General features: G+C 57.9%; 20 protein-coding genes and 1 pseudogene. 17 read left to right on the plus strand and 4 right to left on the minus strand.

Going from position 1 to position 15460, the window contains the following annotated elements:
• Positions 1 to 33: 33 nt before the first annotated feature.
• Positions 34 to 4125 (minus strand): SdrD B-like domain-containing protein, encoded by a 4092-nt coding sequence (locus art_RS07375; protein WP_162182042.1) that lies wholly within the window; start codon positions 4123 to 4125, stop codon positions 34 to 36.
• A 344-nt stretch (positions 4126 to 4469) separates the two neighbouring features.
• On the opposite strand from art_RS07375, the pseudogene art_RS23295 reads away from it, so the two are divergent.
• Positions 4470 to 5877: pseudogene (locus tag art_RS23295) on the plus strand (L-serine ammonia-lyase).
• Between the two features lie 423 nt (positions 5878 to 6300).
• On the opposite strand, the gene art_RS07385 reads toward art_RS23295, so the two are convergent.
• Both art_RS07385 and art_RS07390 read right to left on the minus strand, forming a co-directional pair.
• Positions 6301 to 7005, minus strand: a complete 705-nt coding sequence (locus tag art_RS07385; RefSeq protein ID WP_038463555.1) for a hypothetical protein — start codon at positions 7003 to 7005, stop codon at positions 6301 to 6303.
• A gap of 308 nt (positions 7006 to 7313) precedes the next feature.
• The gene (locus art_RS07390; protein WP_038463558.1) at positions 7314 to 7571 is read right to left on the minus strand and encodes a helix-turn-helix domain-containing protein; all 258 of its coding nucleotides are present in this window, start codon (positions 7569 to 7571) and stop codon (positions 7314 to 7316) included.
• A gap of 115 nt (positions 7572 to 7686) precedes the next feature.
• Between art_RS07390 and art_RS07395 the strand changes: the two genes are divergently transcribed.
• The 5 genes from art_RS07395 (at position 7687) to art_RS07415 (ending at position 9280) form a co-directional block, all read left to right on the plus strand.
• Positions 7687 to 7935 (plus strand): hypothetical protein, encoded by a 249-nt coding sequence (locus art_RS07395; protein ID WP_038463561.1) that lies wholly within the window; start codon positions 7687 to 7689, stop codon positions 7933 to 7935.
• Positions 7936 to 8008: 73 nt separating this feature from the next.
• Entirely contained in the window at positions 8009 to 8404 is a 396-nt protein-coding gene (locus art_RS07400) for a Rha family transcriptional regulator (protein WP_052136109.1), read from the plus strand.
• Between the two features lie 21 nt (positions 8405 to 8425).
• Positions 8426 to 8680 (plus strand): hypothetical protein, encoded by a 255-nt coding sequence (locus art_RS07405; protein WP_038463565.1) that lies wholly within the window; start codon positions 8426 to 8428, stop codon positions 8678 to 8680.
• A complete protein-coding gene (locus art_RS07410; RefSeq protein ID WP_038463568.1) occupies positions 8677 to 8940 on the plus strand; it encodes a hypothetical protein in 264 nt (87 codons plus the stop codon). The genes art_RS07405 and art_RS07410 overlap by 4 nt, the downstream gene beginning before the upstream one ends.
• 118 nt (positions 8941 to 9058) lie before the next feature.
• On the plus strand, positions 9059 to 9280 hold the full coding sequence (locus art_RS07415) for a hypothetical protein (protein WP_038463570.1): 222 nt from the start codon (positions 9059 to 9061) through the stop codon (positions 9278 to 9280).
• A gap of 75 nt (positions 9281 to 9355) precedes the next feature.
• On the opposite strand, the gene art_RS07420 is transcribed toward art_RS07415, so the two are convergent.
• Positions 9356 to 9895, minus strand: coding sequence for a hypothetical protein (locus tag art_RS07420; RefSeq protein WP_157875194.1), 540 nt, complete (start codon positions 9893 to 9895; stop codon positions 9356 to 9358).
• A gap of 71 nt (positions 9896 to 9966) precedes the next feature.
• Between art_RS07420 and art_RS22660 the strand changes: the two genes are divergently transcribed.
• From art_RS22660 to art_RS07470, 11 genes are all read left to right on the plus strand, one after another.
• Positions 9967 to 10764: a Rha family transcriptional regulator gene (locus art_RS22660; RefSeq protein ID WP_052136110.1), complete on the plus strand. Its 798-nt coding sequence runs from the start codon at positions 9967 to 9969 to the stop codon at positions 10762 to 10764.
• Complete coding sequence (locus art_RS07430; RefSeq protein ID WP_038463576.1) at positions 10761 to 10955, plus strand: hypothetical protein; 195 nt, start codon at positions 10761 to 10763, stop codon at positions 10953 to 10955. The genes art_RS22660 and art_RS07430 overlap by 4 nt, the downstream gene beginning before the upstream one ends.
• Before the next feature lie 106 nt (positions 10956 to 11061).
• The gene (locus art_RS07435) at positions 11062 to 11712 is read left to right on the plus strand and encodes a site-specific DNA-methyltransferase (protein WP_038463578.1); all 651 of its coding nucleotides are present in this window, start codon (positions 11062 to 11064) and stop codon (positions 11710 to 11712) included.
• 376 nt (positions 11713 to 12088) lie between these two features.
• Positions 12089 to 12229 carry a hypothetical protein gene (locus tag art_RS22175; protein ID WP_157875195.1) on the plus strand — a complete coding sequence of 47 codons (141 nt, stop codon included), beginning with the start codon at positions 12089 to 12091 and terminating at the stop codon, positions 12227 to 12229.
• Positions 12226 to 12366 carry a hypothetical protein gene (locus tag art_RS22495; protein ID WP_162182043.1) on the plus strand — a complete coding sequence of 47 codons (141 nt, stop codon included), beginning with the start codon at positions 12226 to 12228 and terminating at the stop codon, positions 12364 to 12366. The genes art_RS22175 and art_RS22495 overlap by 4 nt, the downstream gene beginning before the upstream one ends.
• Positions 12363 to 12788 carry a hypothetical protein gene (locus tag art_RS07445; RefSeq protein WP_038463581.1) on the plus strand — a complete coding sequence of 142 codons (426 nt, stop codon included), beginning with the start codon at positions 12363 to 12365 and terminating at the stop codon, positions 12786 to 12788. Before art_RS22495 ends, art_RS07445 begins: the two co-directional genes overlap by 4 nt.
• Positions 12785 to 13606: a YqaJ viral recombinase family protein gene (locus art_RS07450; RefSeq protein WP_038463584.1), complete on the plus strand. Its 822-nt coding sequence runs from the start codon at positions 12785 to 12787 to the stop codon at positions 13604 to 13606. The genes art_RS07445 and art_RS07450 overlap by 4 nt, the downstream gene beginning before the upstream one ends.
• The gene (locus art_RS07455; protein ID WP_052136111.1) at positions 13606 to 14130 is read left to right on the plus strand and encodes a hypothetical protein; all 525 of its coding nucleotides are present in this window, start codon (positions 13606 to 13608) and stop codon (positions 14128 to 14130) included. The genes art_RS07450 and art_RS07455 overlap by 1 nt, the downstream gene beginning before the upstream one ends.
• On the plus strand, positions 14131 to 14670 hold the full coding sequence (locus tag art_RS07460; RefSeq protein ID WP_038463585.1) for a single-stranded DNA-binding protein: 540 nt from the start codon (positions 14131 to 14133) through the stop codon (positions 14668 to 14670).
• A 71-nt stretch (positions 14671 to 14741) separates the two neighbouring features.
• Positions 14742 to 14951, plus strand: a complete 210-nt coding sequence (locus art_RS07465) for a hypothetical protein (protein ID WP_038463588.1) — start codon at positions 14742 to 14744, stop codon at positions 14949 to 14951.
• Between the two features lie 75 nt (positions 14952 to 15026).
• Positions 15027 to 15452 (plus strand): hypothetical protein, encoded by a 426-nt coding sequence (locus art_RS07470; protein WP_038463592.1) that lies wholly within the window; start codon positions 15027 to 15029, stop codon positions 15450 to 15452.
• The last annotated feature ends 8 nt before the right edge of the window (positions 15453 to 15460 follow it).

Consider the following 15460-nt stretch of genomic DNA (forward strand, 5'->3'; position numbering starts at 1 on the left):
CGCAGGGCCACAGTTGTTTAGCGGGCGCTCAGCCTAGTGCTGTGCTGGGGATGTACGACGGCGGCGGGCAGTCAGTGCCACGGCGCCACCTCCCAACAGGGTCAGCAGCAGACCCATTCCCATCAGGAACGCGCCGTCGAAGCCTGTGTTGGACAGGACATCGGTGGCGGGTGCCGTGGTGGGTGCGGGTGCGCTTGCTACGGGCGTTTCGCTAGGTGCGACAGCACCCGGTGTCTCGCTCGGGGCAGGCTCGCTCGGCGTGGTTACACCAGGCTCCGTGACCGGTGGCTCCACCGGAGTGGTCGGTTCGGTCGGTTCGGTGGGTTCCGTGACCGGGGGAACCACCGGGGTGGTGGGTTCGATCACCGGAGGCTCGACCGGAGTGGTCGGCTCGATCGGGGTGGCCTTCAGCACGAAGCCGAAGTCCAGCGACGGATCCCGGTCACCATCGTTGGTCAGCCCCTCAGACTTAGCAGTCCACTCAGAGGAATCACCCTCACGGTCACCCGCACCCGACTTCGTCGGAACATAGCCCTTCAGAGCTTCAGCCGACTTCTCCTGATCAATGGTCACCGTGTAGGACTCGCCATCCTTCAGAACCGGCAGGTTCTCAAAGGTGTACTTGCCATCCTTGTCCGTGGTGGTCGTCCCGATCTTGGTCGTGCCATCCGGACCAAAGAGATCCAGAACAACACCCTCAATACCAGGCTCACCCTCATCCTGACGACCGTCACCATTGGAATCAACCCAGACAAAGTCACCAACAGAAACCTTCGGAGCAGGAATACCCGGCTCGATCGGAGTCCACTTCAGAACCACGCCGGCATCCCACGTCGGGTCAATACCCTCAGAGGCCTTGAACTCGTGGTCGTAGTCCTTCGTCAACGCCTTGTTCTCCCCATCAAGGGTGAACTTCGCCGTCAAACCAGTCGACGGATCAACATCAGAATCCTTGGCGTCATTGGCATTGCCATCAGCATCCAAAGCATCCTGAACCGTGAAGTTATACAACTTCTTCTGATCATCAGTCAGCTCAAACTTGACCTGGTACTCACCAGCAGGCAACTCATCAAACATGTACCAACCAGCAGCATCAGTATGCGTCGTAGCGACTTCTTCACCGGCACCATTCAAAAGCGTAACCTTCACACCTTCAAGAACCTCAGAATCACCCTGCAAACCATTCTTGTCCGCATCAACCCACACGTAGTCACCCACAGCATAGGACTTGTCGACAGGCGTGTTGTAGAAGGTGGCAGCCTGCGAGGACCCGTCCGCTCCAACAACAATCTCAATGGTTTCATCCGACTTGGCATAGCCGGAAGGTGCCTTGATTTCCTTGACCGTGTAGGTGCCAGGCGTGCGCACGGTTACGTTCTTGACTTCACCATCAACACGAACACGCAGCGCATTGTCCTGAACGAAGACATTGTCAACGACAATTTCACCCGCGGCATCAATGATCTGGAAATGGGCCTTCTCATCCGAAATGACGGTCGTCTGATCGGTCGAGTTGAGCTTGGCAATTCCCAACGGGTAACCGTCAGAGGGAGTGATCGTGGCCTTGTTGCTTCCAATGACGTTCACGATGGCCTCATCGGCCTTGAAATCTGTGATCCGAACCAGGATGTTTACAGAAGCTTCACCTTGCTTAGCATCAAGGACTGTCCCTTCCTTCTGGAACAGAACGACCTTGCCTGAAGGCGCATCAACCGTAGGTGCATCGAAGCGTGCCTGGACGTTACCGTTCAAGTCTTGAGTGCCAGTCAGCGGATTGGCACCGTCATCGACGTTTGCATCTGCAACGAAGCCAACGAACTCAACACCTGCAGGCAACACATCGACGACGTCGAAGATTTTGACTCCGTCGTACGTACCGTGGGGAATCAAGGCAACATTGTAGACAAAATTTCTCTGGACCAGATTGCCGTCGGCATCGATTTCGGCACGCAGGTTCTGCGTCCACTTAGCGTTGGGCGTGTCCCGGACTTCCTTGCGAACTTCTGCCTCGTCACCAAACGAAGTTGCTGTTGTAGACGTCTCGGACCAGTAGAGGGCCTTGTCATCTTCGCCGAAAAGGGTTGCCTTGTTCTTCACCTGCAACGTCTGCTTGCCCGTCACCGGCTTGGTTTCCAACTTCAGGATCAGCTCAAAGTGCTTGTCCAGTCCCAAATCGTTGACCAGGGCGATGCCCGCAGCATTCAATGCAATGACGAGATTCCCGTCAGCATCCAACGAGACGTCGAAGAGCTCGCCGCCCATCTCATGCCACCAGTCATATTGGGCGGTGATGCCTGCCTTGATAGCAGCCAAGTCGCTCAGGTCAAAGACATTGGAGTCAACATAGTCAACGATCTTGCTCTTGGTCAGATCGACGCCCTTGCCCTCACCCACGCTGAACTTGTATTCAATCGTGGCTGATTCATCCTGTTTCACCACCACCTGATTGTCGGTGGATTCCTTCTTGAAGTAGGCGTCATCTTTGAAGCCTTCGTCGCTGTCCGTGAAGGACGTGAGCCACGCATTCCGGTCGTACCCGATGTTGCTGACCTTGTCAGTTCCATTCACGTAGTTCCAATTGGCCCGGTTGGTGAACTTATACTTTGTTTCACCTGGAACATTGGTCCACTCGGTATTCAGCTTGTCAATCGAGTTGATGATGGCCTTGACCGCAATGGAGGCCTTCAACGAGGCGTCCTTGCCAACGTTGATGTACAACGTCTGACCATCAACGAAGTACTTACCTACGTATTTGTCATTGGCAAACTCCTCCGGTGATACCGGCTCAACCTTTTCCAGAACAATGCCAGTTGCCGTCACGAATGCAGCATCCGCGGTGTTCCAGCGAGCTTGGGGCGGCAGCGGGTCTGAGATAACCACATTGCTTTTCAGGGTCTTCAGTACGTTGTTGCCGTCCCATTGGGACAGATCTGTATTCAGCGTGTACGTGATATCCAGTGGCGGAACAAGAGCTCCGTTTTCGTTCGGGCTGACGGCCTTGGTTTCCCAGTCAGCATTCTTCCAAAAGGCTTTGCCAGTATTGGGTCCCGCAGCCGCGGGATCCGCGGGGACCTTGCCGCCGAAGGAAACCGCCGCATCGCGGGTGTCCGTGTCACCGAATGTCGCGATGTTCGTCAATGAAATTGAAAAGTTTCCGCCGGTGGTCTTTTCAACCATGTCTGCTGCGGTCTGCAGTTGCGCTTCAAGGGCCGCCCGGGCTGCCTCATCGGCAAGGACGGCCTTGTACTCGATGACCGTCTTCGACGTTGCAGGCAGATCCAGCGAACCATTGAAGGTGTTACCCGAGATGGGCGGTACAAAGGTGACCGGTTTTGTCTCCTTGTTCAGCCCCTTCGGGTCCCAAGAAGTTTGCGTTGCGGTAAATGAATCTGCATCGTAGACCATTCCTTCCGGAAGCTGATCCGCAATCGAATATCCCGGTTTGGCTTCCCTGGTGTCAACCGCCAGCGAGTACTTGATCGGGGCGCCAATTGCGCCTGCGGCGAGAGTGACTTTTCCGGTCGCTGCATCGTAGCTAACAAAATGACCAAGATTTCCGTTATTCGATATCCACTTGGAGGAACCGTCATTGACGCTGGCGAAGTCGTCGCCATCGTTCTTGACGATAACGTCGAGGCTGCTCTCTTCTCCATCAACGTTCCACTTGATGGTTTCGTGAGCGCTGCGCTCAACCTTATTGACTGTGAACTTTAGATCAACGACGCCTTGGTCTGTGCCGCTTGGCCACGGGTCCTTGAAGGTGAGAATGACACTGTTCGGATCCGTGGGATCAGGTTTGATTGACTCAATCGCATCGTTGGCAGCTGGCACCGGCCCCAGCGTGACGTGAGCACCCAGCTTGATCTTGACCGAGGTTCCGGCACCAACAGCCTTGCCGTACTGGACCTTCATGGTGATCTCTTGACCCTCGGTTACCACCTTGTTGCCGTCGTATATTTCACCGCCCACTGTAACAGTCGTGGTGATGCCATCTGTTGCAGCATCTGCCACACCGGCCCCAACACCTATGAGGGCCGCGAAAGTCAGCGCGATTGCAATCGCGCTCGCCAGTGCGGCCTGCCACCCCCTAGCAAGCCTGCTTGCGCCATTTCCTTCAAGAGTCAATGGCACCGCCTCTGGTCGTCTTCCGTGCATTTTCGTTCCTCTGTTGTCGACTTAAAAATGGAAACCGCGGTGAACTCCGTAACTAGAGTTTTGAGACAGACAAGAGTCCCCCACCGCAACATACAAATATCCAATTCTCATAGTTCCAGCATGCCTTTGACGATTGTCCGAAAGGTCAGGATTTCACCCTTGCACTTAACCCTTTGGGCAACCCAGAGACGGAAAAACAGCATGAATCCGCAAGAATGCGGCCCGCGTCACATTGCCCATTCGGCTGAGCGGCAACATTGAGATGCAGGAGCTCCCACCCCGAGCGCGTGCCCTCCGTCAAGAAAGCCCCAGCCATGAGCGTCGGTGTCTTTGATCTATTAACAGTGGGGACTCGCCCGTCCAGTTCCCACACGTTTGGCCCCATGCGGGCAGCCGCAGCCTTTGTGCGCGAACTGAACGAGGCCGCCCTTCCGCAGATCGCATCCGTCCGGGTTGACCTATACGGTTCCCTGGCTGCCACCGGCCGCGGGCACGGCACCATGACGGCCGTACCGCTGGGACTGGAAGGCCGCGAGCCCGAGCTCATCCTCCCGGAGGAAGTCGAAGCCCGCCTGGCCGCCTCTGCGTCGGACGAATCCCTTAATCTTGCCGGCCGCAGCAAACTGCAGTACGGTCCGGACGGCATCATCCTGCATCCGCTGACCATCTTGGCCAGGCACAGCAACGGCTTGAAACTCATGGTCAGCGACGCCGCGGGAAGCACCGCCCATGAGGCCACCTACTTCTCCGTGGGTGGCGGCTTCATTATCCGCGAGGGTGAAATCGAGTCCGCCGCGGAGGAACTGGAAAGCTCCAAGTCCGCCCTCCCCCACCCCTTCAGAACCGCGGCCGCGCTGCTGGCCCACTGCCGCACCTCCTGAGAAAACTTCAGCGGCGTCATGCTCTCCAACGAACTCGTCACCCGCAGAGAGGACGAGATCCGCAGCGGCCTCCTGCACCTGCGCGACGTCATGGACGGCTGCAAAAATTCCAGTCTGGCCCGCGAAGGCTTGTTGCCTGGCGGACTGAAAGTTCGACGCCGGGCACCAGACTGGCTTGCCCGGCTGCGGCAGGAAGACCCCGACAGGATCCCAAGTTATGGCAGGAATGGGTGAATCCGGTGGCTCTGGCGGTGAACGAAGAGAACGCTTCCGGCGGGCGCGTCGTCACGGCCCCTACCAACGGTGCTGCCGGCATCATTCCTGCCGTCATGTTTTACGCCACCCACTACATCGATGCGGTCCGCAACGCACCGCAGGAGGCGATTGACGACGTCGTGGTTTAATTCCGGCTCGCGGCAAGCGCGGTGGAGGTCCTCCACAAGGGGCAGGCCTCCATTTCCGGCGCGGAGGTGGTCTACCAGGGGGAGGTGGGATCGGCATCGTCCATGGCGGCATCGTCCATGGCGGCGGCGGGACTGGCCGAGGTCATGGGAGGCACACCTGAACAGGTGGAAAATGCGGCGGAAATCGCCATGGAACACAACCTGGGCCTGCCCTGCGATCCCATTGGCGGGCTGGTGCTTATCCCCTGCATCGAACGCAATGCCATCGCCACAGCCAAGGCGATCAATGCGGCGAAGATGGCGTTGTGGGGCGACGGCCACCACCATGTCACACTCGATGAAGTGATCATCACCATGCGCGAGACCGGGCGCGACATGTCCTCCAAATACAAGGAATCAGCCATGGGCGGCTCGCCGTGAACGTGGTGGAGTGCTGAGCCGCTGAATCCACCCAAGAGTGGCTTGTCAATGAAAAACGTCCAGCAACCAGCCACTCAATTCGGTCGGGAGATGTGAGATCACGCCCGCTCGGAGAGGGCGTCATCGCACATCTCGGCGGAACCGAACAAAAAGGGCACAAAAAAGGGCCCGTTCCCTGCCGCAATGGCAAGGAACAGGCCCCAATAGGGATGTGGAGATGGGGAGAATTGAAAACCCCTAAGGCCCTAATCTGTATCACCTCATGTGCCACTGGGGCGCTAAAACAAGCGGAAGTTGACCCGACCTAAGCGCATCCTCCCCTATGGTTGTTGCGCTCCGCAACACAATTTTACCCCCAAATGACCCCAAAAACAGGCATACCCCCTCCCCGTATGAGCTATACGGGGAGGGGGTATGAATTATACGCGGGCGGGGTATTCTTACCCGAGGTTCAGCAGCAATGAGTCATGGCGGTTGGCGACTCCGCGAACCAAGCTGTCGGCCGTCTTGATCTCAACACGGTCCAGAGTCTCGTCGTCAAACCCAACGAGCTGCAAAACAGCCATAGCGCCCTGCTCCAACTCCGCCTTGGTAACCTCACCCTTGGTAACTTGCGCAGTAAACACAACCGTGCCGGGCGACGGGGATTCAGCGCTAACCAAGTAGCCCTGGATGTTCTCGGGGTTGGCCATAAGAAGTTCTGTACTACTAGTTACGCCTCGCGATTCCAGCCATGCGTCATAGACCTGCTGTCCATAGTCAACCTCGGCAGCTTTCTCAGCCGCCGCCGCCTCAGCTTCTTTTGCCTTGGCATCTTCCGCAGCTTTAGCCGACGCCTCATCAGCTGCCGCCTTTTCGGCTACGGCCTTCTCGGCTTCGGCCTTCACCTTGGCCTCTTCCGCCAACTTGGAGGCCTCATCCGCTCTTGTCTGTTCTGCCTTCTCGGCATCCGCCTTTGCAGTATCCACAGCTTGGACCGTGGTTTCATCCACTGCTGACACCTTGTCCTTGTTGACTGGCGGCGACACGATGGCGGTAATTATGGCGGCGACAATGAAGATGACGAAAAGCCCGACGATCACCGAGCCAATCCAGATCGCTACCTTGGCCAGCTTCGGCATTTTCTTCTTGACTGTGGTTTCCATGATTCCCCTAAATGGCGCGGTGATGATGCGCTGATTCTAGCCAGCAGTTGAGGCAATGAGTGAATCGTTACCAACCCGCTGCTTGATTGTCTTACCCTCGGTGTATCCTAAAATTTCTAGAACACTTGTTCTAACTTTGGAGGACTGCCTTTTGACAAACAACCGTCTCAACGCGCTGGTACGCGAGACCCCCGACTCTGAACTGCGCGCCGCATGGGGAACCAGCCCTGCCGCAACACGAGCCAGGAAAGCAGGAAAGCGCCCCCTTACCTTGCGAGAGGTGGGGGCGCTTTGTGCATTGCTTGGAATTAGAACCAGCGATCTTCTGGACTAATCCTATCTTCGGCCTTGGCTACTATGTCTCGAAGTGACATACCGAACGCCTTGGCTACTTCATATAGCGTCGGAAGCGGCATTGAGCGGTGACCTTTCAGGTACCGGTTCAGTGCCGCTTTTGTTATGCCTATCTTCCCGGCCAGGTGGTCTTGACTCCACTCGCGTTCAGCCAGCTCCACGCGGATCTGCTTGGACAGTGCAACTTCTAAAGGGTTCGCTTCATCTTCCATACTGGTAACTTTAGTATCCAATACGGATATTTGCAACACCGCAGAGCATAAAACATTATCCAAGTGGGCAACTTGCGTGTTGACAGGTGCTCAAAAGGTGTACTACGGTATCCATATGAACAACACAAAGATAGTGCAGGCCGCAGTGGTCCAGAAGATTGAGAACCACATGGCTGCCAAAGGAATCACTCGCAAGGAACTCAAGGACGGCCTCAATATGGGCTACGAACGGTTCCGCAAGCGCATGAGTAGCGAAATCCCATTCAGTGTCGAAGAGCTTTGGGCTATCGCCGGGATTCTTCGAACTAGCCCCCTCGCGCTCATGCCAGAGGACGCGGCGGAAGTTCACTCCTTCGCCGCATAAGAAAAGCCCCCAACTATATCGAGTAGCTGAGGGCCAGTCACAACAACCAAACCAAACAGAAATGAAGGTCATCATGACTACCGCAATCGTACCAACCATCGAGAACCACACCAACGGCCTGATCGTCACCAGTGAGACCATCGCACAGGGTGCAGGAGTTGAGCACCGCGCAGTCTTGCAGCTGGTAGACAAGTACAGGGATGAAATCGACACGCTTGGCCAGACCGCATTTGAAATGCGCTCTGGTGAGATCCGCAATCAGGGTGGTACCGGGCGTCCAGTTCGCACCGCTCTCCTGAATGAACCGCAGTCCAGCCTCCTGATGATGTTCATGCGGAACACGGCGCAGGTTGTCGCGTTCAAGCTCGCACTCGTCACAGCGTTCTACCAGATGCGCAACCTCATTGAATCGCCCATCGTTCAGGAAGCACTCTTCGGAATGGACCACGACGGGTTCATGCTCGGATAGCCAGTCCACCAGCTCCCCGCCATGCCCACCAAGAATGGCCGTCACTGGGTCAACCCCAGCCAGGAACGCAACGACCGCCTAGCCGCCATCGTGAAAGCGGCGAACGGCGCATGGGTGCCCGTCACCATCGACGGGTTCACCGACAAGCAGCACGTACAGCTCGGCTACGGAATCCGCTACGGCAAACGCACCAGTTTCCCCCGAGGCCAGTACGACACCGCCATCCGAGACAACACCCTCTACATCCGCCACACCGCAAAGGAGATCACATCATGACCATCACGCTCCCCCAGCCCATGAAGCTGTCGGACCTTGATCCCGATGCGCTGTACACGCCCGCACAAGTCGCGCCACTCACCGGATTCAAGGAAAAAGAACTGCGCCGCTACTGCATCGAATCCGGATTCCACACCCGCATCACACGCCAAAAGATCATGCTCGACCAAGGCAACGCGAGAGACATCATCGCCTGGGTCAAAGCCAAGAACGCTGAGCCCGTCATGAACGACGCCGGCGAAATCGACTACTTCAAGTAACACTCGCACCACCCGCCGCAGCTACCAGCCGGCCACCTTCGCCCACCTCGGGCACCACACCCCCGCATCACATCCGTTCGTGGACCTCGGTCCCGACGCAGAAACGAAGGATATTGTCATGCCCGAAAACGACACGGCAACTGGATTCAAGAACCGCATCATCGAAGCTGTACCCGGAGTCAACCACAACTTCGCTGCACGTTGCGCCAACCGCATCAAGCGGCGCGCTGATCGTATGCAGGAAGAGTTCGACTTCTACGAGTCACTACGCATTCTAGGGCTTGTCAGTGACACAACAGCCCGTGATGCTGTCCGCAACTTGGAGACGGTGACGGCGTGACTCCGGATGAGGCGTTTACCAGTCTCTGCTTGGTGGCGTCATTCGTGTTCATGGTTGTTGCGGCGAACTCTGCACTCAACTCGCGTACGGAATCGGAACGTGCACGCGACGCTCTACGCCGGATTCGCGAATCAGAAGGTGAAGATTCTGACCGGCTACCATCCCGCCCGCGTAGTAAACGTGAATCCTTGCCTGAGCGTGATCATGAATCATGAACGGCATGTCCTGGTCAACTCTTATTTGGTAGAACTGTTCGTTGTTCAGGATCTCCAGCAGCTCGATAGGTTCACTTGTCGTGTTTTGAAGCATGATGACTCTGCCGCTATTGATCTTGTTTGATGTGGCTACTAGTGGCGGTAGTTTGAGGTTCTCCACTAGTTTTCGTAGCTCGCTGGCACTTGTCTCTGCCGCTTCAACTCGGCGGTCTGCGTTCCGCTCGGCCTTCTCAGCTGCGACCCTTGCCGTTTTTGATCGGTTCGATGACCACCAGGACCAGATAGCAAAGATCAGTGCGGCTGCTGTGAATGCGAGATTGATCCATGTTTCAGTGCTGAGCCCTTGATTCACTGCCCCTTCTACAGGTGCCGTCGTGGCATCTACCAACTCAAAGAACACAACAAACCCCCACATAAAAGTAAGGCACCCACTGCCATGGGTGCCTTTTCTGTTCCCTGAAAGGAAACAAGTTGAATACCCAGATTGTACCAATTGAACGCGCCGAGGATGGCGCACTGATCGTTTCCTCACTGACCATCGCGGAGGGCGCGGGTGTTGAGCACCGCGCCGTCTTGCAGCTTGTGAACAACAACATCGATGACCTCGAAGAGTTCGGAGGGGTCGCATTTGAAATGCGACCCTTTGAAACTGCGGGCGGCACACAAACTCGCCGAGTGGCCCTGTTGAACGAGCAGCAGTCCACCCTGGTCATGACTTACCAGCAGAACACCGCACAGGTTCGCCTCTTCAAGATGGCCTTGGTCCGCACGTTCTTCCAGATGGCGAAGGAACTGCAGGCCGCGCCGGCTGAGTTGTCGCGCATGCAGATCCTGCAGATGGCGTTGGATGCTGAGCAGCTGTCCATGGAGATGGAGCGCAAGAACAACGAGCTGACTGCCAGGATCTCTGAGGATGCGCCGAAGGTTGCGTACGTGCAGACGTTTGTCGCCGCTGATGACCGGATTACGATTCGTACGCTGGCGGGGAATCTTGGCACGCCGGAGCAGGAGTTGCGGGCGTTGCTGGTGCGCAAGGGCTGGATCTACGCCGAGCAGGAAGAACGCTGGTCTGAGAAGCGGCAGGAACTTGTGCGCCGTACACGCTACTCCGCGTACTCCGATAAGAAGGCCTACTTCCAGAACGTGCTTGTCCATGACGCTCCCCGGTTCCGTGGCGGCGATGTGATGCACACGTTGAAGGTAACCCCGGCCGGTGCAGAAGCTATTGCACGGCTTGTTGCCCGCACGGACATGGACGGCGCGGCATGAGCGCCACAGTGTTTTTCGCATCCTTGACTGGTGGTGTGCTGGAGCGTCGGTTGACGTCTACCCCGTCGGATAAGGCCCAGTTCACGGTGCGGTCGGTGGGTTCGTCGTTTGAGCCGTTGACAGTGTTCCTGTCACCGGCTGAGGCGGCTCAGTGGGCGGCGGAACTCACCAAGTACGCGGTGTCCAAGTGACCGCGTTGGGTGGGCCGCTGATCCTGCTCGCAATCGTGGCTGTCGGCTGGGCGTTCGTGGACGTGTTGCGCGGCATGGATGCCTGGCTGTTCGGCGGTGAAGACTCATGAGCCTCTACTACCAAGATGATCACGTGACGCTGTACCACGGCGACTGCTTGAAGGATAGTCGCGAATGGTTAGCTGCTGACGTGATGGTGTCAGACGTTCCGTATGGCGTCGATTACAACAGCGGCGCACGGAGGGACACGCTGGCCCGGTCCATCGCAGGCGACAAGGACACTGGCGCTCGCGACGATGCCCTGTCTGCGTTTGCCGGAAAGCCTGCGCTGATCTTTGGGACTTGGCGCATCCCTCGACCATTGGGCACTCGACAGGTCCTCGTTTGGGACACCAAGGGGGCGCTTGGAATGGGGGCCATGGATCTGCCGTGGAAGCCCGCGCACCAAGAGGTTTACGTGATCGGCTCCGGATTCACCGGTAAGCGGACCACGGACGTCCTGACCTATGCGCCGGTTCAGTCCATGAGTCGGAATGGCCGCGAGCACCCGCATCAAAAGCCTATTCCGCTCATGCGTGACCTGATAGCCAAGTGCCCGCCCGGTGTGATTGCCGACCCTTTCGCGGGCAGTGGCTCGACTTTGGTAGCCGCAAAGAACTTGGGCCGCAAGGTGATTGGCGTGGAACTGGAAGAACACTACTGCGAGATCATCGCCAAACGATGCGCCCAAGACGTGTTCGACTTCGGGGCGATCTGATGGCGTACGTCTATCGGGGTGACCGGCCGCTGGTGGTTGGGAAGGAGCCTGAGAAACCAGCCCCGCCACACGCACCTATCCAGGCGCCGAGGCCCAAGGAGACGCGCACTGTTCAGCCTTACGTGTGCGGCACGTTGCGAGCGTACCGGCATCACCTCCGCCAAGGTGACCCCACCTGCCAAGAGTGCCGTGACGCAGCAGCGGCCACGAAACGTGCCAGCTACAAGCCGCGTCAAAAACAGACGCCACTGAAACCATGCGGCACGAAAGCCGCCTATGCGCGCCACCTCTACCACAACGAGGAACCCTGCGCCCCATGCAAGAAAGCTAACCGCGACGAAGCCCGCGAATGGGAAGCCGCGAAGAAAGAGAAGCCATGAACACGTTTATCAGCGCGAGGTCCCAACGCCTCATGGGGCCAATACCAACCAACGATGAGGACCGGGAAGTAGTTGCCCGCCGCGTTGAACAGGAACCCGACGCCGAACTACTTAAGGCGACTCTGGGGCTGTCATGAGCCGCCGACATTCCGCAGCGTTCGAACAACTCGTAGACCGCGCTTTCGATGATGAGCGCGACTACGACACCATCGCGGCCGAGGCAGAGGACCGCCTCATAGACCGCGCAGACCAAGAAAGAAAGGGCGAATCATGACCGTAGAAGAAGAAGCTGCGAAGGCTGAGCACGAAGCGAAGTTCACGGCATACAACCGGGCCCCAAAGTTTCGGCACATCACCCGCGAACTTGAAGGCGTCGTTGAGCGCGAGTCCTACATCTACTCCACACCAGACGGCGCTGTTGAACTTTGGCGACGACCTGAGACTGGCGGACTCTCGTGGAGCAGCACCGGCCACATGGGTGGCGTTGAGATCCATTCACCCAAGCCGCTATATGCAAATCAGAAGCAGAACCCCGGATACTGCGCGCACGTCTGGGGTGGCAAATGCTGGACGAGCGGATCATCCATGGCATTTGACCAGTACGAAGAAGAGTTTGGCCAGCCTGACTACATCAAGGCAGAACTGGCGCGCTGGCACTCCAACGAATTCGATAGCCCAGAAGAGGACGAATCATGAGCCTGCACGTTTACGAAGGCATCGACCAGGGCACGCCGGAGTGGTTCGCGGCTCGTGCCGGCATCGTTACGGCATCAGTCATGCACCACTTGATTACGGCGGGCTCACCTGATGCGATGACGATCGATTGCCCTAACTGTGGCTCGCTTGCTGGTGATCCGTGCATGAGTCTGGCGCGGAAGGTTCCAGCACCGATCAAGACCATTCATGGTGAGCGCTCGGCCACTGCTGCTGACCTGCCGCCCGTGTACCGAGTGGCTGACAACCTCGGCTCACAAGGCCTCACCATGTCCCTTTCGGCTGAGCGGATCACGAGCTTTGTGGAGCCGATGCCCATGTCCCGCGATATGGAGCGCGGCACGTTGGATGAGCCGTACGCCCGTGATGAGTACAGCAGGCGTCACGCGTCCGCTACTGAGCTTGGGTTCATGGTGCGTGACTTTGGCGCGTACAAGATCGGCTACTCACCGGACGGGCTAGTTGGTGATGCTGGCCTGATCGAGATCAAGTCACGGAAACAGCGCATCCAGCTCAACACGTTCCTGGATGGCGTGGTTCCTGCTGAGAACATGGCGCAGATCCAAACAGGACTGTTGGTGTCTGGGCGTGAGTGGCTGGATTACGTCAGCTACACGGGTGGCATGCCACTGTACGTCGATCGCGTCTACCCGGACCCGGAATGGTTCGACGTGATCCAAGATGCCGCAGCCACCCTCGAAACCAATGCCACGAACATTCTTGACCGCTACCTGGCCGCGACCGAGGGCAACCCGCCAACGGAACGCATAGATCACTGGGAAGAGCAGGACATTTTCTGATGGACATTTCAGAGACGTTGGCCGCTAAGTCGGACCAGCAGAACTACGACGATTACCTGCTCGGCCCGCGCACCGTGACAATCACGGCGGTGCACGTTCCTGGCGGTGACCAGCCGGTGCATATCGAGCTGGCCGAGTACCCGGGCCGACCATACAAGCCCAACAAGAGCATGCGCCGCGTACTTGCGAAAGCATGGGGCCCGGAGTCTGGCGTATGGGTTGGCCGCGGACTCACCTTGTTTGGCAACTCGAAGGTCAGCTATGGCGGGAAAGCTGTTGGCGGTATTGAGATCGCGGCCATGTCCCACATTGACAAGCCGCTGAGCCTGCCCCTGACGTCCAAGCGTGGACAAAAGGCAGTGTTCACCGTCCAGCCCCTCGCAATGCCCACACAGCGCGACTGGCAGCAGGAGATCAGCATGGCCCCTGACACGGACACGCTGAACCGGTTGTGGACCGAAGCGCCCGCGCAGTATCAAGACGCAATGAAAGCCCGAGCAGCACAACTGAAAGAGGCGCAGTAAATGGCTGGCGAAACTACCATCACGGTAATTGGCAATCTGACTGGGGATCCAGAATTGCGATTCACCCCGTCTGGTTCGGCGGTTGCGAACTTCACCATCGCGAGTACTCCGCGGACGTTCGACAAGAACAGCAACGAATGGAAGGACGGGACAACGCTTTTCATGCGCTGCTCAGCTTGGCGCGACATGGCAGAGAACATTGCCGAAACGATGGACCAGAAGGGAATGCGCGTCATCGTCACCGGGCGACTGACTCAGCGGTCCTATGAAAAGGACGGGCAGACTCGCACCGTCATGGAATTGGAAGTGGACGAGATCGGTCCCTCGCTCCGGTACGCAAACGCCAAGGTCAACCGCACCCAACGCAGCGGCCAGGGCGGGCCGCAGTCGGGCCAGCACGAGCAGGGTACGTACAGCAACCAGCAAGGCCAGCAACACGCCCAGCAGCCCGCACCACAGGGCAACGGCGGCAACTGGGACAACCAGCCGCCCGCGAATAACGGCGGCTGGGGCAATGGGCCGTCTGACCCGCCCTTCTAGCCAGCACCACCACCCATCCACCTAGGCCCGTCACCCGCGGGCCTTTTTTGTACCCAAAAACAGGAGCAAGCATGAGCGACACCACTGCCCCCAAGTATCCAGAGGTTCACGTCCGGTTGACCGGCAATGACGGAAACGCATTCGCGATCATGGGCCGAGTTTCCCGCGCACTCAGGGAGGCGGGACACGGCGCTGACGTGGCTGAGTACCGAATCGAATCAATGGACGGCGACTACAACAACCTGCTGCGAGTCGCAACCAAGTACGTCACCGTCAGCTAGCCCCCAAGTGACACCAACCCCAGCCCTGCGCAGCCGACCAGCTGCGCAGGGCCCACCACTTCTAAGGAGACTTACATGAGCGACAACGACGCAGCGATTGAGCAGATCGCGAAGGACGTTTTTATCAGTGACAACAGCAACGCCGCGGACCCGGAGAAGGAATGGGACAACGCACTTGCCGCAGACCGAGGTTACGCCCGCTACATCGCCCGTGGCCTGCACTCGCTCGGATACACGAACAGCATCGTCCATCAATGCTGCGTTGACGCCGAAGCAACCAAGCCTCGCACCATCACCACCGTGTACGAGCTTGACGTGCTGCCGGTGCGATCCGTTGTCCTGGCGCATTGGGTGGACGGGTCGCAACCGGACTACACGATGATGAGGTGCGCTGAGGGCGGGGCAAGTTCCCGTGGCTACGGCCTCGCTGACAAGCGGCATTGGCTCGGCATGGCCAACTGGGGCGCGGTCCTCACCGTCCTGTACGAGCCTGCCCAGTGACCCGCGAT

It is taken from the genome of Arthrobacter sp. PAMC 25486, from assembly GCF_000785535.1.
In the GTDB taxonomy this organism is placed as follows: domain Bacteria; phylum Actinomycetota; class Actinomycetes; order Actinomycetales; family Micrococcaceae; genus Specibacter.

Coding starts and splice junctions, on each gene's coding strand:
- art_RS07390 (WP_038463558.1), bottom strand. CDS start 7,571: ATGGAAGATGAAGCGAACCCTTTAGAAGTTGCACTGTCCAAGCAGATC.
- art_RS22495 (WP_162182043.1), top strand. CDS start 12,226: ATGAGCCGCCGACATTCCGCAGCGTTCGAACAACTCGTAGACCGCGCT.
- art_RS07430 (WP_038463576.1), top strand. CDS start 10,761: ATGAGCGCCACAGTGTTTTTCGCATCCTTGACTGGTGGTGTGCTGGAG.
- art_RS07395 (WP_038463561.1), top strand. CDS start 7,687: ATGAACAACACAAAGATAGTGCAGGCCGCAGTGGTCCAGAAGATTGAG.
- art_RS07455 (WP_052136111.1), top strand. CDS start 13,606: ATGGACATTTCAGAGACGTTGGCCGCTAAGTCGGACCAGCAGAACTAC.
- art_RS07405 (WP_038463565.1), top strand. CDS start 8,426: ATGCCCACCAAGAATGGCCGTCACTGGGTCAACCCCAGCCAGGAACGC.
- art_RS07435 (WP_038463578.1), top strand. CDS start 11,062: ATGAGCCTCTACTACCAAGATGATCACGTGACGCTGTACCACGGCGAC.
- art_RS07400 (WP_052136109.1), top strand. CDS start 8,009: ATGACTACCGCAATCGTACCAACCATCGAGAACCACACCAACGGCCTG.
- art_RS07415 (WP_038463570.1), top strand. CDS start 9,059: ATGCCCGAAAACGACACGGCAACTGGATTCAAGAACCGCATCATCGAA.
- art_RS07450 (WP_038463584.1), top strand. CDS start 12,785: ATGAGCCTGCACGTTTACGAAGGCATCGACCAGGGCACGCCGGAGTGG.
- art_RS07410 (WP_038463568.1), top strand. CDS start 8,677: ATGACCATCACGCTCCCCCAGCCCATGAAGCTGTCGGACCTTGATCCC.
- art_RS07465 (WP_038463588.1), top strand. CDS start 14,742: ATGAGCGACACCACTGCCCCCAAGTATCCAGAGGTTCACGTCCGGTTG.
- art_RS07460 (WP_038463585.1), top strand. CDS start 14,131: ATGGCTGGCGAAACTACCATCACGGTAATTGGCAATCTGACTGGGGAT.
- art_RS07445 (WP_038463581.1), top strand. CDS start 12,363: ATGACCGTAGAAGAAGAAGCTGCGAAGGCTGAGCACGAAGCGAAGTTC.
- art_RS07385 (WP_038463555.1), bottom strand. CDS start 7,005: ATGGAAACCACAGTCAAGAAGAAAATGCCGAAGCTGGCCAAGGTAGCG.
- art_RS22175 (WP_157875195.1), top strand. CDS start 12,089: ATGAACACGTTTATCAGCGCGAGGTCCCAACGCCTCATGGGGCCAATA.
- art_RS07470 (WP_038463592.1), top strand. CDS start 15,027: ATGAGCGACAACGACGCAGCGATTGAGCAGATCGCGAAGGACGTTTTT.